At 48.7% G+C, this 20,493-nt stretch carries 20 protein-coding genes; 6 read left to right on the top strand and 14 right to left on the bottom strand.

Annotated elements, in window-relative coordinates; translation table 11 throughout:
* Positions 1-7 precede the first annotated feature (7 nt).
* Positions 8-829, top strand: coding sequence for an alpha/beta hydrolase (locus KGP24_RS02885; protein ID WP_223562306.1), 822 nt, complete (start codon positions 8-10; stop codon positions 827-829).
* A gap of 108 nt (positions 830-937) precedes the next feature.
* Here KGP24_RS02885 and fosA read toward each other — a convergent pair whose 3' ends face one another.
* The gene (gene fosA, locus KGP24_RS02880; RefSeq protein ID WP_223562305.1) at positions 938-1,363 is read right to left on the bottom strand and encodes a FosA/FosA2 family fosfomycin resistance glutathione transferase; all 426 of its coding nucleotides are present in this window, start codon (positions 1,361-1,363) and stop codon (positions 938-940) included.
* A 199-nt stretch (positions 1,364-1,562) separates the two neighbouring features.
* Here fosA and trpS point away from each other — a divergent pair, with 199 nt between their 5' ends.
* Positions 1,563-2,564: a tryptophan--tRNA ligase gene (gene trpS / locus KGP24_RS02875; RefSeq protein ID WP_223562304.1), complete on the top strand. Its 1,002-nt coding sequence runs from the start codon at positions 1,563-1,565 to the stop codon at positions 2,562-2,564.
* 86 nt (positions 2,565-2,650) lie between these two features.
* Here the strand turns inward: trpS and KGP24_RS02870 are convergent, their stop codons facing one another.
* From KGP24_RS02870 to KGP24_RS02860, 3 genes are all read right to left on the bottom strand, one after another.
* On the bottom strand, positions 2,651-2,914 hold the full coding sequence (locus KGP24_RS02870) for a hypothetical protein (RefSeq protein ID WP_223562303.1): 264 nt from the start codon (positions 2,912-2,914) through the stop codon (positions 2,651-2,653).
* Positions 2,889-3,419 carry a DUF2778 domain-containing protein gene (locus tag KGP24_RS02865; protein ID WP_223562302.1) on the bottom strand — a complete coding sequence of 177 codons (531 nt, stop codon included), beginning with the start codon at positions 3,417-3,419 and terminating at the stop codon, positions 2,889-2,891. Before KGP24_RS02865 ends, KGP24_RS02870 begins: the two co-directional genes overlap by 26 nt.
* Before the next feature lie 161 nt (positions 3,420-3,580).
* The gene (locus tag KGP24_RS02860; RefSeq protein WP_223562301.1) at positions 3,581-4,048 is read right to left on the bottom strand and encodes a SymE family type I addiction module toxin; all 468 of its coding nucleotides are present in this window, start codon (positions 4,046-4,048) and stop codon (positions 3,581-3,583) included.
* A gap of 300 nt (positions 4,049-4,348) precedes the next feature.
* Between KGP24_RS02860 and KGP24_RS02855 the strand changes: the two genes are divergently transcribed.
* Both KGP24_RS02855 and KGP24_RS02850 read left to right on the top strand, forming a co-directional pair.
* Positions 4,349-5,221 (top strand): phosphorothioated DNA-binding restriction endonuclease, encoded by an 873-nt coding sequence (locus KGP24_RS02855; protein WP_223562300.1) that lies wholly within the window; start codon positions 4,349-4,351, stop codon positions 5,219-5,221.
* A gap of 25 nt (positions 5,222-5,246) precedes the next feature.
* On the top strand, positions 5,247-5,939 hold the full coding sequence (locus KGP24_RS02850; RefSeq protein ID WP_223562299.1) for a winged helix-turn-helix domain-containing protein: 693 nt from the start codon (positions 5,247-5,249) through the stop codon (positions 5,937-5,939).
* Here KGP24_RS02850 and KGP24_RS02845 read toward each other — a convergent pair.
* A complete protein-coding gene (locus KGP24_RS02845) occupies positions 5,933-6,094 on the bottom strand; it encodes a hypothetical protein (RefSeq protein ID WP_223562298.1) in 162 nt (53 codons plus the stop codon). The two genes, KGP24_RS02850 and KGP24_RS02845, sit on opposite strands and share 7 nt — an antisense overlap.
* A gap of 585 nt (positions 6,095-6,679) precedes the next feature.
* On the opposite strand from KGP24_RS02845, the gene KGP24_RS02840 reads away from it, so the two are divergent.
* Both KGP24_RS02840 and KGP24_RS02835 read left to right on the top strand, forming a co-directional pair.
* Positions 6,680-6,940 carry a hypothetical protein gene (locus KGP24_RS02840; protein WP_223562297.1) on the top strand — a complete coding sequence of 87 codons (261 nt, stop codon included), beginning with the start codon at positions 6,680-6,682 and terminating at the stop codon, positions 6,938-6,940.
* Between the two features lie 211 nt (positions 6,941-7,151).
* Positions 7,152-8,198, top strand: a complete 1,047-nt coding sequence (locus KGP24_RS02835) for a hypothetical protein (protein ID WP_223562296.1) — start codon at positions 7,152-7,154, stop codon at positions 8,196-8,198.
* 235 nt (positions 8,199-8,433) lie between these two features.
* Here KGP24_RS02835 and KGP24_RS02830 read toward each other — a convergent pair whose 3' ends face one another.
* The 9 genes from KGP24_RS02830 to KGP24_RS02790 all read right to left on the bottom strand — a co-directional run bounded on the left by KGP24_RS02830 (position 8,434) and on the right by KGP24_RS02790 (position 19,764).
* On the bottom strand, positions 8,434-11,682 hold the full coding sequence (locus tag KGP24_RS02830) for a DEAD/DEAH box helicase family protein (protein WP_223562295.1): 3,249 nt from the start codon (positions 11,680-11,682) through the stop codon (positions 8,434-8,436).
* The gene (locus tag KGP24_RS02825) at positions 11,679-11,927 is read right to left on the bottom strand and encodes a hypothetical protein (protein ID WP_223562294.1); all 249 of its coding nucleotides are present in this window, start codon (positions 11,925-11,927) and stop codon (positions 11,679-11,681) included. Before KGP24_RS02825 ends, KGP24_RS02830 begins: the two co-directional genes overlap by 4 nt.
* A 32-nt stretch (positions 11,928-11,959) precedes the next feature.
* The gene (locus KGP24_RS02820) at positions 11,960-13,060 is read right to left on the bottom strand and encodes a restriction endonuclease subunit S (RefSeq protein WP_223562293.1); all 1,101 of its coding nucleotides are present in this window, start codon (positions 13,058-13,060) and stop codon (positions 11,960-11,962) included.
* Positions 13,060-15,420, bottom strand: a complete 2,361-nt coding sequence (locus KGP24_RS02815; RefSeq protein WP_223562292.1) for a class I SAM-dependent DNA methyltransferase — start codon at positions 15,418-15,420, stop codon at positions 13,060-13,062. Before KGP24_RS02815 ends, KGP24_RS02820 begins: the two co-directional genes overlap by 1 nt.
* A 641-nt stretch (positions 15,421-16,061) precedes the next feature.
* Positions 16,062-18,395: a primase-helicase zinc-binding domain-containing protein gene (locus tag KGP24_RS02810; RefSeq protein ID WP_223562291.1), complete on the bottom strand. Its 2,334-nt coding sequence runs from the start codon at positions 18,393-18,395 to the stop codon at positions 16,062-16,064.
* A gap of 13 nt (positions 18,396-18,408) precedes the next feature.
* Positions 18,409-18,732, bottom strand: a complete 324-nt coding sequence (locus KGP24_RS02805) for a DUF5375 family protein (protein WP_223562290.1) — start codon at positions 18,730-18,732, stop codon at positions 18,409-18,411.
* Positions 18,732-18,953, bottom strand: a complete 222-nt coding sequence (locus tag KGP24_RS02800; RefSeq protein WP_223562289.1) for a hypothetical protein — start codon at positions 18,951-18,953, stop codon at positions 18,732-18,734. Before KGP24_RS02800 ends, KGP24_RS02805 begins: the two co-directional genes overlap by 1 nt.
* Positions 18,950-19,507 (bottom strand): host cell division inhibitor Icd-like protein, encoded by a 558-nt coding sequence (locus KGP24_RS02795; RefSeq protein WP_223562288.1) that lies wholly within the window; start codon positions 19,505-19,507, stop codon positions 18,950-18,952. Before KGP24_RS02795 ends, KGP24_RS02800 begins: the two co-directional genes overlap by 4 nt.
* Entirely contained in the window at positions 19,504-19,764 is a 261-nt protein-coding gene (locus KGP24_RS02790) for an AlpA family transcriptional regulator (RefSeq protein WP_097475941.1), read from the bottom strand. The genes KGP24_RS02795 and KGP24_RS02790 overlap by 4 nt, the downstream gene beginning before the upstream one ends.
* Positions 19,765-20,493 lie beyond the last annotated feature (729 nt).

Below are 20,493 nucleotides of genomic sequence, written 5' to 3'. Positions count from 1 at the left end.
ACACACTATGGCAACGTTTAAGGCAAAAGACGGCACGCAGATTTACTACAAAGAAGGCGGCGCGGGCAAACCGGTTCTCTTCAGCCACGGCTGGCCGCTGGACGGCGACATGTGGGACAGCCAGCTGAACTACCTGGCGGAGCGCGGCTTCCGCGCCATCGCCTTTGACCGCCGCGGCTTTGGCCGCTCGGATCAGCCGTGGAACGGTTACGACTACGACACCTTTGCGTCCGACATTAACGACCTGATCGTCACCCTGGACCTGCAGGACGTGACGCTGGTGGGCTTCTCCATGGGCGGCGGCGACGTGACCCGCTACATCAACAACTACGGCAGCGCTCGCGTGGCCGGCCTGGCGCTGCTGGGCGCGGTGACGCCGATATTCGGCAAATCCGACACCTTCCCTCAGGGTGTGGATCAGAGCGTGTTCGACGGCATTCGCGACGGACTGCGTAAAGACCGCGCCCAGTTCATCAGCGACTTCGCGACGCCGTTCTACGGCATCAACGCCGGGCAGACCGTCTCTGCCGGTGCGCTGACCCAGACGCTGAACATCGCCCTGCTGGCGTCGCTGAAGGGCACCATCGACTGCGTGACCGCGTTCGGCGAAACCGACTTCCGCCCGGATATGGCGAAGATCGACGTGCCGACGCTGGTGATCCACGGCAGCAACGACCAGATCGTGCCGTTTGAAAGCACCGGCAGGCTGGCGGCAGAGATGATCAACAACGCCACGCTGAAGGTGTACGACAACGCGCCGCACGGCTTCGCGCTGACCCACCAGGACCAGCTCAACGAAGATCTGCTGGCGTTTGTGAAGTCGCTGTAATTTTTTCCAGGCCGGGTAAGGCGCAGCCGCCACCCGGCGCTTTCGCTCCGCCAGCGTCACGTAGCCAGTGATTGCTGAGACAGGACCTGCAGGCTGAAGGTGCGCGCCTCAAGCCTCGTCTGAGGTAAACACCATGCCCGCGTAGGGCTTCTTCCGACACGCCGCCAGCCGCGCGGCGAGGCTGCCCACGTGCAGCTCCAGCTTGTGCCCGTCCGGGTCGAGAAAATAGAACGACGCCCCCTCGCTTTTGTTCTGCTTCCAGACGGTGACGCCCGCCTGCTCAAGCCTTTGCGAGAACGGTTCAAAATCCTCTTCCGCAACGGTAAACGCGTAGTGGGTGTAGTCGCTCTCCTGCGGCGGCACGTACTGGCGCGCCTCGTCGTACGACAGGCAGACCCACAGGTCGCCGCAGGTGAGATAGGCCCCGGTATTCCAGCGGGCGTGCAGCGCAAGCCCCAGCAGCTCGTGCCAGAAGGTAACGCTTTTTTGCAGGTCGCTAACCGCGAAGGTCAGATGGTTGAGAGATTGCAGCATGACGTGTCCTTTTGTTTTTCGCGCCGGACGTGGTACGGTAAAGAGATGAACATAAACCACCCCGTGCTCACCGTAAACCGCTGGTGGCTGCCTTCTTAAAGGCGGCACGGAGTTGTTTTCCCCATTTTCAGATAGCCGCCGAAAGGCGGCTTTCACATTTCTAAGACCCCTTTCGGCAGCTGCACATTAAGGAGTCTTTATGAACGCACCCACCATCCTCACCGGCGATCGCCCAACCGGCCCGCTGCACCTCGGCCACTTCGTCGGATCGCTGCGCCAGCGCGTGGCGCTCCAGCAGACGCACAGCCAGTTTGTGCTGATCGCCGACCTGCAGGGGCTGACCGACAACGGCAGCAACCCGCAGAAGATCCGCGATAACATCCCCGAAGTGCTGGCCGACTACCTGGCTGCGGGCATCGACCCGAACCTGACTACAATCTGCCTGCAGTCCGCCCTGCCCGCCCTCGCCGAGCTGACGATGCTGTATATGAACATCGTCACCTTCGCCCGCGTGGAGCGTAACCCGACGGTGAAAAACGAGATTGCGCAGAAGGGCTTCGCCCGCTCGCTGCCGGTCGGTTTTATGGCCTATCCCATCAGCCAGGCGGCGGACATCACCGCGTTTAAGGCCGAGTGCGTGCCCGTCGGCGACGACCAGCTGCCGATGATTGAGCAGACCAACGAGATTGTGCACAAGATGAACAGCCTGCTGCCCGCCCCGGTGCTGCGCCACTGCAGGGCGATGCTGAGCGACACCAGCCGTCTGCCCGGCATCGACGGCAGCGCCAAGATGTCGAAATCGCTGGGCAACACGCTGCACCTTTCGGCTAGCGAAGAGACCATTCACCGTGCGGTGAGCGCCATGTACACCGACCCGAACCACCTGAAGGTGAGCGACCCGGGGCAAATTGAGGGGAACGTGGTGTTTACGTACCTCGACGCGTTTCATCCGGACAAGGAGAAAGTGGCGGCGATGAAGGTGCACTATCAGGCGGGTGGGCTGGGTGACCGGGTATGTAAGAATGAACTGGAGGGTTGTTTGCAGGAGCTGATTGCACCGATGCGGGAGCGTCGGGCGATGTATATGCAGGATAAAGGCGAGCTGATGGCGATGCTGAAGCACGGCACGGAACGGGCGCAGGGGGTGACGCAGGAGACGTTGAGGGAGGTGAAGGTTGGGCTGGGGGTGCCGGTGTTTTGATGAAGTGAGTTGATTGAGGTTGGGCGGCGGAGTGTGGGATTGGCATGAAGCCGCTTAATTGTTTTAGAAAGCGGCAATGAAATATTTCATCCCTGCTTCAGGTTGCATATTTTTCGGATGATGATCATCAGTAGCGCGGTAACGACGACCATCATCCCCCCCAACACCCACAGGAATGAGGGGTCTGCTTCACCATCAGCAAACCCCAAACCGGTGCGATTTAAAAAATCATTGCTGGCTTGAGATAAGTAATCGAGCAAGCCTCCCAGAGGAAACAGGACGATAAAGAAGGAAGCAATGAGGCACGCCAGGCCAATCAGGATATTATTTTTTATCTTTGCATGAAGCATAATCAGCCCTTCCTGTCACATCAATACGTCCATATGCCATCAACCCTTTACCACCAGGAACACGAATCTTCTTACGTGCAAGCAAAGATTTTCTGACCAGCTGAAAATCAGGGATATTATAGAACGTTATGCATCCCCACGACTCTCCCTCACCATTCGGCCTCAATGGATGAAGTCGAAATGGTCCTCTGTCGACCCCATTCACAAATACGTTATCGGCCATGGTCGAAGCATTAAACAAGCCGAACCATTCAGAATGATCGGTCCCGTTCTTGAAGTCTTTTACAAAACGCTCGACCCGATTAGCAATACTGCCTTCCGGTGCATCAACGATCCAGTACGTACCCACAGGTAATGCTGCATTCCTGATAAAGGCGCACTCTGCGATATTGGTTACGGGTTCTATCCCTGAAAAAACGGGAAACGTCCCAACGCCATAAACGTGTAGTTTCAGTCTTCTTCCATCGGCGGAGACATCGTTGTAGTCCATCCTACAAATCTGCATAGCAATCCTCCCTGTCGCTTTGCGGAGAATGTTACAACCGATTTATTGAGTGCACCAGCGGAGAGAGATAATTCATGTGAAAAACAAAAAATACGGACATGCGTATTCATGCCCGTATTGATTTATCCTTTTACATGATTAACGAAGGGAGACTTTAGATATTATTCTGCCAGACCATTCCCGCGCTTCACCATAGGTATATCTCCCGTATCATTCAACGTCCCCGGAAACGTTTTTAACCACTGCGCGACTTTCTGTTTATTTATATCCACCACGCTCATCCCTTCCAGACAGCCCCATAATTCTCTTGTATGCTGCGGCGTAATCACAATGCAGTCTTTCATGGCGCGGATTTTCACTGGCATGCCGTTGATAAAACCTGCACGGGTTAGCCAGTCACCGCCCAGAAGAAGATATTTCATGTCTATGCGAGCATAGAGTTCGCAGCAGGCGGCACTGTCCTGCTGCGTTTCCGCGCGGGGATGGACGGGCGCCGCGTTAGGCGGGTTGCCGTGAAGGCGGCGGGCGCTGTTTTTGCGTACCAGCTCGCGGTTTTCAATCATGCCGGTGAAAGCATCTGATCCTGTTTTGCAAACAGTAAACTCTGGCTTAAAATTCGTCGCAGCCATTTTCAACTCCTCTATAGTTGGTTGTGGTTAGCGGTATGGGGGTGTTGCAGCACCTTCATATCGCGAATTCTTCGTTAAATTCTCTTTGATATTTCCTTTGCCGTTCGGCGTATTTTCTGGTGCTCATTATACAGGGCTGAATATAAATACAGCGGTTTTGGGTGGGGGAAATTTGGAATTTGCGAGGGGGATTCAGGAAATAAGGTTGTGTGCGGTAAGCTCATGTTTTTGTTGATTGCGGGTTGATTGGTCTGGGTTTTGCGAGCATCATCGCAATTATTTACCTTCTTCCGTAACGCGATGGCTTCCAGCAAAACTCTCGAACAGGCAATTGCCGACATCACTATCTGGCGCAAAGGCGAACAGCGTGCGCCGCATAAGCCTTTATTGCTTCTGTACGTGCTGGCGAACTATCAGCAGGGGCATGCGCGACTGTTTGATTACGGTACTGAAGTACGCGAGCAGCTGCACAGCCTGCTGGAACGTTTTGGACCACAGCGTGCACAGTACCGTCCTGATATGCCGTTCTGGCGTTTACAAGGTGATGGCTTTTGGGAACTACGCAATGCGGAGCGCTGTTCCACATCAGGTACCAGCAAACAACCTCCTGCGGGAGAGCTGGTTGAAAATCATGTTGCAGGCGGTTTTGACAACCCGCATTACACTCGTTTGATAAACAGTAAGAATCTGATTAACTCTATAGCTCAGCAAATCCTCGAAGCACACTTTACCGAAAGCATCCAGGAAGAACTCGCCGACGAGTTGGGATTCGATCTCCTGCAAATTCGCAAACAGCGCGATCCCTTATTTCGACAGCAGGTATTGCGAGCCTATAACTATCAGTGCGCCGTTTGCGGTTTCAATATGCGACATGATAATACCTCTGTCGCACTTGAAGCCGCTCATATCAAATGGAAGCAACATGGAGGACCATGTGAGATCGCGAATGGTTTAGCTCTCTGCTCAATCCATCATAGAGCCTTTGATAAAGGCTCTCTTGGAGTGGATGCAAACATGCGCGTTCAAATATCTTCCGCTGTAAATGGCAACAACGTTGTATCCAGATTTTTTTGGGACTTCGCAGGAGCGCAAATTCACCTCCCACTACAGAAAGAAAATTATCCGCAGGTTAATTATATAGAGTGGCATATACGCGAAATTTTCAGAAAGTAACTTATTCATTTTGATGGTGATAAACATGGCATTCCCGAGTTATAAAGAGATTGAGATTCCCTTACTTTTAAATATTTATAACCGAGGAGGAGAAGTTAGTTCTTCCTCATGTTATGAACCGTTGGGGAGGGAATTCGGCCTTACCGATGAAGAAATGAGCATCTTACTTCCTGATGATAGCAACCGTCCCCAATGGAACAACATGGTCCAATGGGCGCGAAAAAAGCTTGTTGATTACAAGTATCTTCATAATGCCAAAGAATCAGGCCTTGGCATCTGGAAACTCACTCATGAGGGCATCAAAAAAGCAGAATCGCTTTCTACCAAGTTAGATATCGATTATCCAGATGATGTCCCGGAAACTTTTTATGAAGGGGCCGTAAAACAGATCAAAGTTAACAAGTACGAACGTAGCAAAACAGCAAGAGACAAATGTATAGACCATTACGGCTGTCAATGTAGTGTGTGCAATATGGACTTTGAGAAAACATATGGTGAAACCGGCAAGGACTATATCCACGTCCACCATATCACCCCTCTCTCTGAGATTGGAGAGCGCTACAAACTCGATCCTGTAAATGATCTTCGCCCTGTCTGTCCCAATTGCAATGCAATGATCCACAGGCAAAAACCCTCACTTACTATTGAGGAATTGAAGGTCTTGATGACCAAAGCACAAAAAGAAAATGAATCGGCACAGAGCAAGTTAACTCAGTAATTCATCACTTTGGTCAGCTCAACTTCACCCGTAGCGGCGTTAAAGTACAGATAGAAAATGTCCCCGTTTACCTGATCGGGTTTTGACCAGATTTCCTTTTCGCCGAGGCGACGCTTTTCCTTCGTGTATCCCAGCGTTTCGAGATACATACGCAATGGTGCAGCACCGGTAGCTCCTTGCTATTTGAAGGGGCATAACCATCACCGGGATGCGCCTCGAAATAGTAATCGTCCGTTACACGCGGGGCGTTTTCAATATCCTTGCCAGTCAGCGTGTGGTAATGCAAAAGTCATTTTCAGTGTAATTCGTCGTTTCATCCAAACCGATGCCACGAGCCAGACAAACAGCCATCCGAGGATAAAGACTGTGGCGACCGAGAGTACACACCACTTCAGGACTTTTGAAAGTATTTTCATAGCTTAGCCCCCATAAATGAGAACGATGCTCCATCGTTTGTAATAGATAATTTTCAAGGGAAGGGCTGTTGAGTAAACTCGGAGAATAGTGTTTAAGGAAACAAAACAAACACAGGATCCTTGTACAAGTGTTCTGCCACTCTGAAGTAATTAACTATATAATTCATTAGGATTATTAGTTTACAGAAAAAAAATTACAATCAATATAAACTCAAATAGCTGAGCACTTTCACTTCATAAATCGCAAAAAATATATTGATATAGCATTAGGTTAAATATTATACTTTTAGCCACATTAATGTTATATAAACCAATGAGGTTCTTATGGAAAGAGATCTTACAATAATCTTAGCTGAGCGAGATGCTATTAAACATAAGATGGAGCTTGAAAAGCTTCGTGATGAAAATTTAAATCTAATGCAACAAATAAGAGACAAGATAGAAAATGCGAAAGTAGAAATAACAGAAAGCGCAATAGATAAGACGATGTCAATCCTAGAAAAGACACGACTCTGGTTAATCTATGGCTCTAGTTTTTTTGCTATATTCATAGGCATTGCAGGGTTTATAGGTTATAGGTTATAAGAGCGTTAATAAGGAAATTACAGATTATTATATAAACACTGTGCATCATTGGTTACGCTTCGATAGCCCAGAAAGTGGGGGAAGCCGAGTTCTCAATGATTTGAGAACTGAGGCCTTGCTCGATTCCTTAACATTGAAATATGAAAGAGAAAAAGTCAACTCAGGTCCGATAAATAATATTAATTTGAATACAGAGGAAAGACTGCGTCTGATGTCATTAATTTTAAACCCCGAAACGGATGAACAAAATTATAGGGATGCCTTACGCTTAATAACTATAAGCAGAGGACTCTATGGAAGATATTACGAAGATGACATCGGAAAAAAAATTGCAAGTATATTGGATAACAAAGAATTTAGTGATAGTAAAAAAATAGATGTAATAAATTACCTAAGTAAAGATCGCGCATTGTTCCCTTGGGCATTAGCAGTAATTAATGATAATAGTCCTCAAATGCATGAGGATTTTCAAATGAAAGCATTTGAAAATGTCAAAAACTTTAATAAAGAGTTAGCCATAAAATTTGCAGAAAGAAATATAACTGAATTTAAAGATATTAGCAATAGAATTCAATTAGGTGTTTTTTTAATTGAGAATGGCATGGATAATAAATCAATCAACAATTTAATCTCGGAATTAAAAATAACAAAAAAAGAAACATTCGCAAGTGACTATAGAGAATTGATTCTAGCAAGAATAAAAAAAGGGTTGGATGATAATAATAAAGAGTTCTTATCAAATTACATATCAGAGAAAATGAAGGATAATTTAAGGATCGAATTATCTTCTTTCCTTGATAAAAAACCTGTATTATCCTTTTCCTTCGGTGATATAACATTTCCTTTCAGAGAGCCCGATAAATTATTTGAAAATAATGCACTTATAGATTCCATTGCAAAAGAAGAATCTTTAAATCTTGATCGCCTTTTAAAATTAACGCAATTTTTTCAACTACAAGACCGAGGTTACTGGATAACAACATTTATGTTCAAACCAGCAGAAAATACAGAAATTATTTTCGACGGCAATGAAAAAATTAAAGGGAATGAAGTGCTTCAAAAAGTCTGGCTTCGAGCTCAAAAAAAAGCAGGGGCAATGACACTAACTGCCACTATGAGAAAAAAAGACGGCGAAATATTTGAGTCTCCTGTATTAAGCATTCGCAATTGTGACCAATGTCATTTTTTCGTTGACTATGACAAAGATCAATTAAGAAATTACACTTGGGTTCCTGACTATGATTACTTTAATTACTGAGAACGCAAGGTATAGCATGTAAAAAATCATCAACATGCAAGTTTTTTATAAAAATAAATGGCCTGTAAAAAAGGCCATTTATAAAAAATCAGTCATATAAATTAAATTAAATTAAATTAAATTTAAAATAAAGTAATAATTGATTTTCAAAGCAAAAGTGAATTTTAAGTTGCGGGATGAAATGTCATTTTTTACGTCTGACAAAACATCCCTTATTATGGCTGATAGTGAAACCTTAAGCCCCTTTCAACATATCAAACACCACGCGGGCAAAGCCCTTCGCAAGTTCAGGATTAGAGAGATATTGCACCATCATCTCCTGCTGGGCTTCGTTGCTGTCCATCACGGCATCATCAATGGCTTTTGGGAAATCACCCAGCATCGCTTGTTCGCGTGTATTGTTGGCGATCTGGGTCATTACCGCCTGGTTTTCTGACAGCTTGTCGCGCACCGCAAAAGCATAATTGATCATGTCTTTATCGGTCAGATTATCGGTGACAAAAAGCTCGTTCAGACGAGCCAGGATATTTGAAAGAAACTCCTCTTTCTTGTCCTTTGGTTTCGCCGTTCCGACATCATTCCCCGGTGTGATTTTGTAATCTTCAGCGTCTTCCTGCAGCTTCAGGTGCTGCTCGTGGAGTTTGGAAAGGCGGTAATGGCTCATCTCCACGTTACTTAAATCAATCTCGTCTTCTTCGATGCGCTGCTCATGCAGTAACGGACGCAGATGGCGGGCAAACAGGCTCAGTTTTTCCAAGTCCTTGTCATCGTAATCGACGATTTGCGACATAAACTCGTAAAAGCGGACAAAGCTGCCGAGATCTTTCTTGAAGATATCCAGCTTACTTTTTTCTTTCTCGCACTCTTTGAAGCTGTTTTCCGCATTGGTGATCAGCACCACATCGCCGGTCTTCTTGGTGCGTTCGAAGATTGCTTTGGCCTTTACATACTCGTCAATCGCCGAGGTATAGCGCTGCTTCCAGCGCTGCACCGCAGGTTTGCAGATATTACTAATGGCCGCGTTGGATTTGTTTTTGCTGAAGAACGCTTCGCAGAACTGCTCCACTTCGTTCCACAGGAAAATGCCGCTGGTGCGCAGCTTTTCATACAGTTCAAAGACCTGTTGCGGGTCGCTGACATCCGTCAATTCTGCGGTCTGGTAGTACGGCTGGAAAGCCCCCAAAATCTCGTCGGGTTCGTTGTAGAAATCGAGCACAAAGGTGCCGGACTGCGCCTTCCCAGGATAGGTACGGTTCAGGCGCGACAGCGTCTGCACACATTCCACGCCGCCCAGCTTTTTATCCACATACATAGCGCACAGCTTGGGCTGATCAAAACCGGTCTGGAATTTGTTGGCCACCAGCATCACCTGGTAGTCGTCGGTATCAAAGGATTTACGCATATCCCGGCCTTTCAGGCCTGGATTCATATTGATCTCGGTGAATTTCTGGTTGAGCAGCGCAAGGCTGTTGTGGTCATCCTCATGGAATTCCACTTCCCCGGAGAACGCCACCATCGCGCTGATCTTGTCGTACTTGTGCTCGGCGATGTATTTATCAAACGCCAGCTTGTAGCGCACCGCCGCTTTACGCGAACTGGTGACCACCATCGCTTTCGCCTGGCCGGCCAGTAAGTGCATCACATGCTTGCGAAAGTGCTCGACAATCACCTTCACTTTCTGCGACACGTTATGATCGTGCAGCGACACCCACTGGTTCAGTTTGATCTTCGCTTTCTTGCTGTCCACTTCCCGGTCAGGATCGTTTAGCTTTTGCAGCAGCTTGTACGCCACCTTGTAGTTGGTGTAGTTCTTCAGCACATCAAGAATAAAGCCTTCTTCGATGGCCTGCCGCATGGAGTAAACGTGGAACGCTTCCGGTTTGTTCGTTTTCGATGCCGGTTCCTGCGGGTTGGGACGACGGCCAAACAGCTCCAGCGTTTTGGCTTTCGGCGTGGCGGTGAAGGCGTAATAGTTGAGGTTGTTGCTGCCTTTACGCGCGGCGACGGTGGCATCCAGAATATCTTCAGAAGACATCTCCACCTCGTCATCCGCCTCTTCGGTCATCAGCACTTCTTTCAACTGGCGCGCCGTAGAACCGCTCTGCGAGGAGTGCGCTTCATCGGCAATCACCGCGTATTTGCGCTGCTTGAGGCTGACGCTGTTTTCAATCGCCTTCAGGACAAACGGGAAGGTCTGAATGGTGACGATAATAATCGGCTGCGAGTTTTCCAGCGCGCTGGCCAGCTTCTCCGATTTCGAACCGTCGCCCTCTTTGTTATTGATACGCCCGACCACGCCGTCCTGATGTTCAAACTGATAGATGGTGTCCTGCAGCTGATCGTCAAGCACGGTGCGGTCCGTCACCACAATCACCGAGTGGAACTGCTTCTCGCCATTTTCATCGTACAGGCGGGAAAGCTGATGGGCCGTCCAGGCGATAGAGTTGGATTTGCCCGACCCCGCGCTGTGCTGAATCAGGTATTTATTGCCGGTGCCTTCCACCGTAGCGGCAGTGATCAGTTTGTTCACCACGTCCCACTGGTGATAGCGTGGGAAAATCAGGCTCTCGCTTTTGTACTTCAGGCCAATAGCGTTTTCTTTTTCTACGATTTGCAGATGCACAAAACTGGCGAGAATTTTCAGCAGGTTGTCCGGCAGCAGCACCTCATTCCACAGGTAGCTGGTGGCGTAGTCATTGGCATCTTCCGGGATGTCGTTTCCCGCACCGCCGTCATGGGTGCCTTTGTTAAACGGCAGGAAGAAGGTTTTATCGCCATCAAGTTTGGTCGCCATAAACACTTCGTACTGGCTGACGGCAAAGTGCACCAGCGCGCCGCGTTTAAAGGTCAGTAGCGGCTCAGGTTTATTAGTGCCTGGGTCCTTTGGCAAACGCGTTTTCTTATATTGCGTAATGGCGTTTTGTACCGTCTGCTTAAATTCAGACTTCAGTTCCAGCGTCGCTACCGGCAGACCATTGACGAACAACACCAGGTCGATACGCCACTTCTTCGCTTTTACACCCGTATCTTTGAATGCGGCGTTCGATGCATGCGGGCTGTAAACCAGCTCAGGCACGATGCGGCAGATATTCTGTTTGTAGCGCGTCAGGGTTTCCGGATTGAGGTTATGTTCCGGCTTAAACTGGCACAGCGAAAAACGCGCATTATGGCTTTTGATGCCATGACGCAAGACACCGAGCGTACCGTAGGTGCGCGAAAGCATATCGGTAGCGTTGATATCCGCTTTTTTCAGCTGAGCCACCAGCGCATGGAGGAAATGACGCTCGGTATCGCTAGGGTAAATTTTGGCAAACTTCTCCCACTCCTGCGGCTGCGTGGTTTGCACAAAGGTCAGTGCATCCTGGGAATACAGCGCACGTTCGCGATCGTAACCGTCGGTTTTGCCACGAACCCAACCTCGATCGATCATCTGAGCGATCATTTCATCCTGGAAGATCAGCTCTTTGGTGCTGTCCATGCTCATGCGATGGCCTCCTGTGATGCCTCTACATCCTGCGTCTCAGGGGCAACCCAATCGCGGACGTCGATTTTTCCGGTAACGGCGGCGGAGATTAGGGCGGTACGGCGCTCTTGCATAATTGATATTTGCATCATAGCAATATCAATTAATTCATCAAACTTGGAACATTTAGCTCTTAAATAAGTTGCAATATCAATTGCCTCACTAACTGGAGGGCGAGCTATATGTAAATTACCTATTACACCCATACCAATATTCTGCTGTGTGCCATAACTCCAATTCAATTCAATTCAATAGCAGTTTGAAAGGGCTTCGATCGCATAAAGTTAATAACAAAATAAGGATTCGAGTATTCATTACATCTAATAACAGCAAGAGGTGACCAAATATTAAAGTCATCATGAGTTTCAACAATTGCTGTGATTCCGGTCGTGGCACCAGACTTAACCATATAAATATCATTATATTGAGGTGAATACTTCATGCTAAATCTTTTGTGATCTTTTAATGAAATACATGCTCGTTTTTTATCAAAGTCTATGACTCCAGACGATATTGCCTCAGCTGATATAAATGGTATCCCATCATCAATAAAATCTGGGGTTTCATGAGGTCCATCTGTTATTGGAGTGGAAACTATATGTTTTACAGCACATACATCCCAATGCTCAGGCACTTCCCCCAACCACTCAACACCAGAATCTTTCATCGGCACATCAGGGTTTAGCCCTTTGGTGACGGCATGGCTAATCACTGCCTGACGTTTTTCTTTCAGCAGTTCAATCAGTTGCTGTTGCTTCTCGATCAGGTTATCGATTTTTGCGGTTTCGTGATCGAGGAAAGCAGAAATTCGAATACACTCACCATCATTAGGTTGAGGGCATTGTATATCGCCTAATAGCTCAAGATTCAATCCATCTCTTAAATCACCACCAGCCATATTGCGTATATTTTGGTAATTAGATGTTAGCCACCAGTAGATATACCGAGAAAGATTTATTTCATAAAATACAATTGCCGCCATCGACTGGTTGCACGTGGTCTTAATACCAAGCTGAGCAACCATGCCTTTAGTTTTACCTTGGCCAGCTAAAGCTACAACTAGCGCCCCTTTTGGTATCCACTTAGCACTACTATTTTCAAAGGCAGCTTTTGAAATAAATGTAGATGGTTCTGTAACATAACTTTGATTCACTGCCCCCGAATTGATCCAAGGAATTGTGCCGTTTTCCCAATAATCTATAACATTTTTCGATGGGGTACCTCCTGCATAGATGCTGGATAACCACCTCAAATTTGTCCGTTTCCATCCAAGTGGCAATGCAGTGCACCACTCCATCCCAGAATCCTTATACTCCGGATACGCCTTATAATTAGCCATCAGGAATGCACCTCCTGCAGCAGCTTCATAATCTCGGCGCTCACTGCATCCAGATCGGCATCAATCTCTTCCAGTGGGCGCGGCGGCTGATAGACGTAGAAATGGCGGTTAAACGGAATTTCATAACCGACAATCCCCACTTCACCATCTTTCGCATCGCGCTTATCGGCGTTGATCCACGCGTCATTCACGTGCGGTAGTACTTCAGACTCGAAATAGTTTTCAATCAGGTCGCTGGTGGACAATGCTGGGTTCAGCGGCACGTTCTCGTTATCACGCAGCTCGCCGTCCTGCTCAAACTCCACCACTTTGCCTTTGTATTCAAACGCACCGTACAGCGGCTGAGCGGCTTCTTTCAGCACCTTCTTCACCACCGGCTCGGCATCCGGGTTTTTCGTGGTGATAGCGTCGATAAACTGCTTGTTCTCTTTCGCATCCAGCTTCACGCCAGCCGTTTTGATAGCCCCTTTCAGGGTCAGCTGGAACTGGTTGAAGTCATTGCTCACCAGCGTTTTACCACCCGCCTGCGTACCCAGAGCAGCCTGAATCTGCTGCGTTTTTTCCATCAAGGCGCGTTGTGCCAGCCACAGCTTGCTGTCGAGCAGGTCTTTAATCTGCTTCTCTTTCAGCTCGGCAAATTCGGCTTTGATGATGGCGCGCGCTTCTGCTTCCAGTTCGGAGTAATCACCGTAGGTGCCTTCCTGCCACTGGGACGCGAACTCTTCATACAGACGTTCCATCGGCGCGTTAAACGGCTTCGGTGCAAAGCGCAGAGTCGCAATCGCCTCATCCGTCACCTGAGCGGATAACCGCAGCGGACGTTCAATGGTCAGGCGGCGATAGCCAAAATCAGTGCTGTTAAAAATTTTGCTGGCGAAGGTTTTCGGCGCTTCGGTTTTGCCGGTGGCAGGCTGACGACCGCGGCTGGATTTTTGCTCGGCGGCTTTCTCCAGACCCAGTTCTTCCAGGGTTGTGGCATCCACCACCTTAAAATCACCGAAGGTCTGTGTGATCAGCTTGATATCGTCTTCGCCCATCAGGTTACGCTTGGAACCCAGCGATTTACGCATCTTACCGCACAGGTTGGTGCCATCAATCAGCTGGACTTTACCCTTACGTTCAGGCGCTTTCTTGTTGGAAAGGATCCAGACGTAGGTGGCAATGCCGGTGTTGTAGAACATGTCCGTTGGCAGCGCTACGATGCCTTCCAGCAAATCGGCTTCCAGAATGTAGCGGCGGATTTCGCTCTCACCGCTGCCCGCCCCGCCGGTAAATAGTGGGGAACCGTTAAGGATAATCCCGATGCGCCCGCCGTTACTCACTGTGCCATCCACATTGTGGTTGTCGCGCATTTTGCTGATCAGGTGCATCAGGAACAGCAGCGAGCCGTCGGAGACGCGCGGCAGGCCCGGGCCAAAGCGACCGTTAAAGCCTTTCTGCGTATGTTCGTCGTTAATCTCGCCCTCAATCTTTTTCCAGTCCACGCCGAACGGCGGGTTAGAGAGCATGTAGTCGAACTGGTCCTGCGGTAACTGGTCGTTAGAAAGAGTGTTACCCAGCTTAATACGGCTGACGTCCTGACCTTTGATCAGCATGTCGGCTTTACAGATTGCGTAGGATTCCGGGTTCAGCTCCTGACCAAAGGCACGCATCACCGCGTTAGGGTTCAGCTCATGCACATATTCCATGCCTGAAGAGAGGAAGCCGCCTGTCCCGGCCGTCGGGTCGTAAATGGTACGGATGATACCGTCCTGCGTCAGGGCTTCATCATCTTCCATAAATACCAGCGAGGTGGTAAGACGCACGATATCGCGTGGGGTGAAGTGCTCACCGGCGGTCTCGTTGGAACTCTCCGCGAAACGACGAATAAGCTCTTCAAACACCAGGCCCATCTCATAGTTGGAAATCGCTTTCGGGCTCAAATCGGTGGTGGCGAATTTCTTCACCACCTTGAACAGCAGATTGGCGTCTTCCAGCAGTCCGACAAACTCGCTGAATTTGAAGTGTTCGAAGATCTCACGCGCGTCCGGGGAGAACGCCTGTACGTAGCTTTCCAGGTTGGCTTTGATGTCGTTCTGCCCCATCTTCCCCAGATCCATCTTCGAGGTATTGAAGAAGGAAAATGTACTGGCGCGCAGCAGAAACTTCTCTTTGGCATCTTCCGGCAGTGGGCTGGTTTTTAATTCATCATATTTCGCCACAACCGCGTCTTTGGTCTCTGCCAACACACATTCAAGGCGGCGCAGCAGCGTAAAGGGAAGGATCACGCGCCCGTACTGAGACTGTTTAAAATCACCGCGCAGCAAATCAGCTACCGACCAGATAAACGCAGCCGTTTGAGAAAAGTTAGTGTTAGTCATGAAACCCTCGGGGAGATCGCAGCCATAATGCAAATGTGCACAGGCAAAAATTCAGTTTTGGAATGCAATGCGCAAAATAATACCCGCTATAAAGGCTATCGCAAACGATACAGGGCAAAGAAATAAACAATAATATTGAATAACTGATTATCAGCAGAGTGAGTAATGTGGATTCTGCTTGCTGTTCATGAAGGAAAATAATTGGGTGGATATGGAATTTCAGACACAAAAAAAGCCGCCCTTAAGCGACTTTGATTTGCATCTTATGGTGCGAAGGCCGGACTCAAATACATACATAACGCGATGTTAAATAAAGATTTTTCAAAATTAAAACAGATTTATGCCCCCATTTGTGCCCCCACTTTTTTTTATTACCATCGGTAAAAAAGACGAGTTTTTAGCCATTTGTAACCAAAGCACAATTTTTATATCCCCGGTTAGGTTCCGTACAACGGATCCAAACCAAAAGTCCTCAACACCCAAAATTACTTTTTCTTTAGAAAAGCGTGCACACTGTTCACTGCGACATAATTAACTTTAATATCAATAAAATAGAAGTTAACAATATGGTGTAGAGTGAACAGTAAACTCTACATTCATTGAAAAGAAAAAAACCCGGCGTATGCCGGGTCAGTTATACGTTAATTGGTTGCTGGGCCATCGCACTTAGGCAGCCAGTCAGCATTGCTTTCCTCTCTGAGTGCCAGATTGGTCTGCATTCCCTGATTGGTCCGCCGCTTCTCGTACTGCAGCCCATACTCTTTCAGCATTAACGGCAGCCCCTTGCCAAACATGGTCAGACTGAGCGTATTTTTATAGCCGTTGGCTTCCATGTAGACCAGATAGGCATGGTAAAGGTATGTACGAGGCTGACGTGGGACAATGTTAGCGTTCCCCATAAACATTCCCGTGGTGTCAGGTAAGACTTCAAGGTATCCGCAAAAATCAAACGCTGAATCAGCATCACGCTTGATGGTGAGCGCTTCATCGGAGTTCTGCTGCGACTGAAGTAATGTCCTGGCACTCATTGGGTCGCTGAAACGTTGCATAAGCTGGCGAACAATCACCGACAGCTCGCTGGCGATTTTCTCTTTGAGCTGGGTATCGCGTTCCTCCGGGGCTATCTGGTCGGGGAAATGCAGGATCACCCTTCGGCGTGAAACTCCACCACTACGATCAGTGAAACGCATCGGGTTATTGTTCACAGCCAGAATAACTGCAGGAATGTGGGTTGAATAGGCGTTCTGGTATTTGGGATCAACGGATACCGCATCGCCGCCAGTGATGGCTTTTAGTCCGGCCCCGTCACCGCTCCACTTTTCCTGGTCGGGAAGTCGAATCAGTGAAAAACCAATTAATGCGGCTCGTTCTCGTGGTGACTCAAGCATTTCAATGGTTGCAGAGGTAGCATTATCCTCACCTGCCAGCATTGTTGCTATTTCAGCCAGAATACTCTTTCCGCTTCCGCCAGGGCCAGTGACCTCCAAAAACAGCTGCCAGTCATAACGGTTAGCCAGCACCATAAACAGTGCCGCCAAGATAATGTCCCGCTTTTCTGGTTTGAAACCTGCGGCGCGATCCAGCCAGCGCCAGAATGCCGGGGCATGAGTTTCCAGTGCCTCGCCCTCTACAGGCTGCGTGTAATCCACCTCGCACAGCGTACGTAACCAGTGCTTCTTATCGTGCAGGCTGAACAATCCTGTCCGGGTATCGAGCACACCGTTGCGAAACCCGATCAGCTGCCGCGCTGGATTCTGCTGTTGCGGAACAATCAGTTTGAGGGTTTCCACGATAGAGGCAATTTTCCCGGATGAAAAAGGTGCGCCAAGGCGCTGAAACAGCGCAGCCACATCACGGGCAAAATCGGCGTAAGAGATAACTTTCCAGGCCCCCGCCTCATAGCGTGAAAGGAGCTGCCCATTCGGGTCTACTGCCAGTGCATTTTTATAGTGATCCACTACCCTCTGCGCTTTTTCACTGACGCTCAGCGCGCTAAATTCAGCTTCGCTCATTGTGTTGAACGGGCTGGCAACGGCTGGTTTTATGGCCTCATAAATTGCCTGCCGGGTGGCTTCTTCGCCGTCCTGCGTGAATGCATCGTTCCAGTCACCAAACACAGGTGGGAGCGCCATTGTGCAATTGCAGGCTTTGGCAGCAGCTACGCCCCTTGTTTGCCCCGCACCGTTGAGATCGCGATCAGCAGCAATAATTATCTGGTGCGTTGGGTACTGACTGCAGGCAATGCTTGCCAGGGAAAGGAAATTGACGGACGAAAAGGCCACCATGACAGCATCGCCAGTCAGTTGGTTGATAGTGAGTGCGGTGGCATATCCTTCTGCTATCCAGAGCCGTTTCGCCGCTTTGCCAGTACCTTCAACCAGGTAAAAGGCATTCTTAACCTGACCGCCTTTAAGGAAGCATTTACCCCCATCAGCGTTGATTAACTGCAGATTTACCAGCTCTCCATCTGCGTACAATGGAACGATAAGATCTCCCGCGCGAAATGTCATACCACCGACTTTTTGCATGGCGGTTAATTCCCGGCAAGGCAGTGCAGAAAGCCCTTTACCCTTCAGATAGGCATTGCCAGTGGCCTGGCGAGATTTCTCAAACAAACGGGCAGCCAGCACGGCTGCGGATTGTTTCCCGGCCTCTTTTTCAAGAGAATTAGACTCAAGCATTTCCTGAGGTACGGGTGTCAGATTTCCGGTAATGCCATTTATTCTCTCTGCCGCTTCACTGATGCCTACATTCAGTACTTTACTTACAAGCGCCAGGCCATCACCTGCACCGCACTGGTTACAGAACCACGTTCCCCGCCCTTCCTGGTCATCAAATCGAAAGCGGTCTTTCCCGGCACAGACCGGACAGGGCTGGTGTCGATTTTTCAGTACGTTTACGCCCAGCGCTGGTAAAATTCTTGACCAGTGACCACGAGCTGCTTTCTCAGCATGGCTAACTTTCATTCCTGACATTGTGCAGCCCTCCTTAATGCAACGCTGGTTTATTGAGGTGGCGGGAGCAAAGTTCATCCATTACCGTCATTCCGAGTAATGAGAGAACGGGACAGGCCTTTAGCGGCCCCGACTCCATCAGATCCGAAAGCAACGCGCAGGCAATTTCCAGTCCCCTTTGCTGCCCATGCTGGCGCAGATAGAATCCTTCCAGCTCGCGGGCTATGGCATCTTCAAGTTCAGCGAGCGTCAGGCCGGAATAACGTTCCTCCTGACTGCTTAGAGTCAGCCAGGCGCAGGCAACGGCACGGCGATACATAGCGGCACGAAGTGCCAGATGAGATTCACAGCATTTCATCAGACCACCTCCGCATTCATCAGGTCGTCATGGCAGCGTTGTACTACTCCATTCAGTTGCTCTGTCATCAGATAGATAAGGGAAACTAGTTGTTCACATTGGGGGCCTGCTGGCTTTTCATAACAGTCCTGCAGGGCTGCCATGCCAGTTACATACTCACCCACATTGCGTAAATGTTTCAGCCTTACAACATCGTCGTAGGAGATCTCAAACTGGTTCATAGTGTCACCTCCCCGGCAGGCAGGCGTGCAGAAAGGGAGAGTACATAATCGCGGACCAACGAAAGACGTGCGGAACGCTCATCGCAGGCGACAGTGCGAAGCATACAGATGCGGGGTTGAGTGTCAGCACGGCGGATTGCTGCAAACACAAAGACATATTGCGGGTATGACGGGTTGAGGATTGTAGCCATGATGGCAGCCTCCATTGAGTAGCGGTTATTGCTACCACCGGAAACGCCAATTTCACTGGTGGCAGCCCGAACGGGGTTGGCGTAACCGGCCTCAATGGATACCGGCCAGCCCGAAGGCTGCCCCGCCCGGACTGCCATTATCTCGAAAGAACCACGGTGTACGCATAAACACCACAGCCCGGAAAATGGGTGTGCCTGAGCTACGACGAAAAAAAAGACGCTTGGCGCGTCTGGTGTCGCCATTGAGTTTCGCGGAACGCCAATTCCGGCTGCCGATTTTGCGACAGCGGAAAAACTATACCTGGAAATGACGGCAGTAAGCAAGCCAGAAAAAAGGTATTTAATGTGTTCAGGTATCATCATGCATCACATCCTTGTCCACGGGCGTTGATACGCTCCGCCATCCATGCGCTGACCTCAGACTGAGCCCAGGCGACATTTTTACCGCCAAGCGGGATCTGCTTCGGAAACGCATCGCGGCTTATCAGGTCGTAAACGGTCGAACGGGACAACCCGCATAAGTGCATCACCTCAGGCAGGCGTAAAAATCGCTCATGCTGATTCGGAACAGGAAATAATGGCGCAGCAGGAGCTGACGCAGACACAGAAATATTACGCATTTATCTACCCTCTTTAATTTCCACAACAGTCCGGATGAATTCATCTGGATTCAGGTAGTTCCTTATTATGTGTATATATTTCGCTTACGCACGCATTATTTATTTAGCGTCACATGTTGATTTTATGGAACTTAAAACTCGGTTAAACCATATAAAACGACATAATAAAAATCTTACCTGCGAGCTATGAATACAGGAGCATTAATAGGAACTACCATTCATCTAGGGTTTACTACCCTATGGGTCATTGCACCTGATCGTGCTGGCCCCCAACGCCAATACAGCAAGGCTGTACAACTTCTACACGAGGCCTTGCATTGCAGGCCACAATTCCGGACATATTTATGATTCGCATCCAACTTATAAACATTGGCCCTGCATAAAAACCTTGATGTTAAATAACCTCACCTTAACTCTAAAAACATATACGAATGAATCCATAAAGAACCGGGTAGCTCTAGTTTTATAAAAATAAGTATGAAATGCAACACCATACCCAGATGCGAAACTGTTATTTGCCGGCAATAACAGGCAGTATATTTCACCGCCTGTCGAATACTCCTGAATAAGGATGAATAGTGGTGAGAAGCAAAAAACAAATAGTCATGAGGAATAAAAAAACCATCCATTATGAAAAAATACCATAAATAATTTCATACTTATGTGAACAGTTATGAACAGTCAATGAATACTATCCTGTCAACCCTTCATCTTTTAACTTACTGTATT

This window comes from Enterobacter sp. JBIWA008 (assembly GCF_019968765.1).
Taxonomy (GTDB): Bacteria; Pseudomonadota; Gammaproteobacteria; order Enterobacterales; family Enterobacteriaceae; genus Enterobacter.
Note: the sequence above shows the minus strand (reverse complement) of the source record. Positions and strands in the feature narration are given on the sequence as shown.

What these genes read in the sequence shown, in the direction of transcription:
- KGP24_RS02885 (WP_223562306.1), top strand. Translation starts at nt 8, where the DNA reads ATGGCAACGTTTAAGGCAAAAGACGGCACGCAGATTTACTACAAAGAA.
- fosA (WP_223562305.1), bottom strand. Translation starts at nt 1,363, where the DNA reads ATGCTGCAATCTCTCAACCATCTGACCTTCGCGGTTAGCGACCTGCAA.
- trpS (WP_223562304.1), top strand. Translation starts at nt 1,563, where the DNA reads ATGAACGCACCCACCATCCTCACCGGCGATCGCCCAACCGGCCCGCTG.
- KGP24_RS02870 (WP_223562303.1), bottom strand. Translation starts at nt 2,914, where the DNA reads ATGCTTCATGCAAAGATAAAAAATAATATCCTGATTGGCCTGGCGTGC.
- KGP24_RS02865 (WP_223562302.1), bottom strand. Translation starts at nt 3,419, where the DNA reads ATGCAGATTTGTAGGATGGACTACAACGATGTCTCCGCCGATGGAAGA.
- KGP24_RS02860 (WP_223562301.1), bottom strand. Translation starts at nt 4,048, where the DNA reads ATGGCTGCGACGAATTTTAAGCCAGAGTTTACTGTTTGCAAAACAGGA.
- KGP24_RS02855 (WP_223562300.1), top strand. Translation starts at nt 4,349, where the DNA reads ATGGCTTCCAGCAAAACTCTCGAACAGGCAATTGCCGACATCACTATC.
- KGP24_RS02850 (WP_223562299.1), top strand. Translation starts at nt 5,247, where the DNA reads ATGGCATTCCCGAGTTATAAAGAGATTGAGATTCCCTTACTTTTAAAT.
- KGP24_RS02840 (WP_223562297.1), top strand. Translation starts at nt 6,680, where the DNA reads ATGGAAAGAGATCTTACAATAATCTTAGCTGAGCGAGATGCTATTAAA.
- KGP24_RS02835 (WP_223562296.1), top strand. Translation starts at nt 7,152, where the DNA reads ATGTCATTAATTTTAAACCCCGAAACGGATGAACAAAATTATAGGGAT.
- KGP24_RS02830 (WP_223562295.1), bottom strand. Translation starts at nt 11,682, where the DNA reads ATGAGCATGGACAGCACCAAAGAGCTGATCTTCCAGGATGAAATGATC.
- KGP24_RS02825 (WP_223562294.1), bottom strand. Translation starts at nt 11,927, where the DNA reads ATGGGTGTAATAGGTAATTTACATATAGCTCGCCCTCCAGTTAGTGAG.
- KGP24_RS02820 (WP_223562293.1), bottom strand. Translation starts at nt 13,060, where the DNA reads ATGGCTAATTATAAGGCGTATCCGGAGTATAAGGATTCTGGGATGGAG.
- KGP24_RS02815 (WP_223562292.1), bottom strand. Translation starts at nt 15,420, where the DNA reads ATGACTAACACTAACTTTTCTCAAACGGCTGCGTTTATCTGGTCGGTA.
- KGP24_RS02810 (WP_223562291.1), bottom strand. Translation starts at nt 18,395, where the DNA reads ATGTCAGGAATGAAAGTTAGCCATGCTGAGAAAGCAGCTCGTGGTCAC.
- KGP24_RS02805 (WP_223562290.1), bottom strand. Translation starts at nt 18,732, where the DNA reads ATGAAATGCTGTGAATCTCATCTGGCACTTCGTGCCGCTATGTATCGC.
- KGP24_RS02800 (WP_223562289.1), bottom strand. Translation starts at nt 18,953, where the DNA reads ATGAACCAGTTTGAGATCTCCTACGACGATGTTGTAAGGCTGAAACAT.
- KGP24_RS02795 (WP_223562288.1), bottom strand. Translation starts at nt 19,507, where the DNA reads ATGATGATACCTGAACACATTAAATACCTTTTTTCTGGCTTGCTTACT.
- KGP24_RS02790 (WP_097475941.1), bottom strand. Translation starts at nt 19,764, where the DNA reads ATGCGTAATATTTCTGTGTCTGCGTCAGCTCCTGCTGCGCCATTATTT.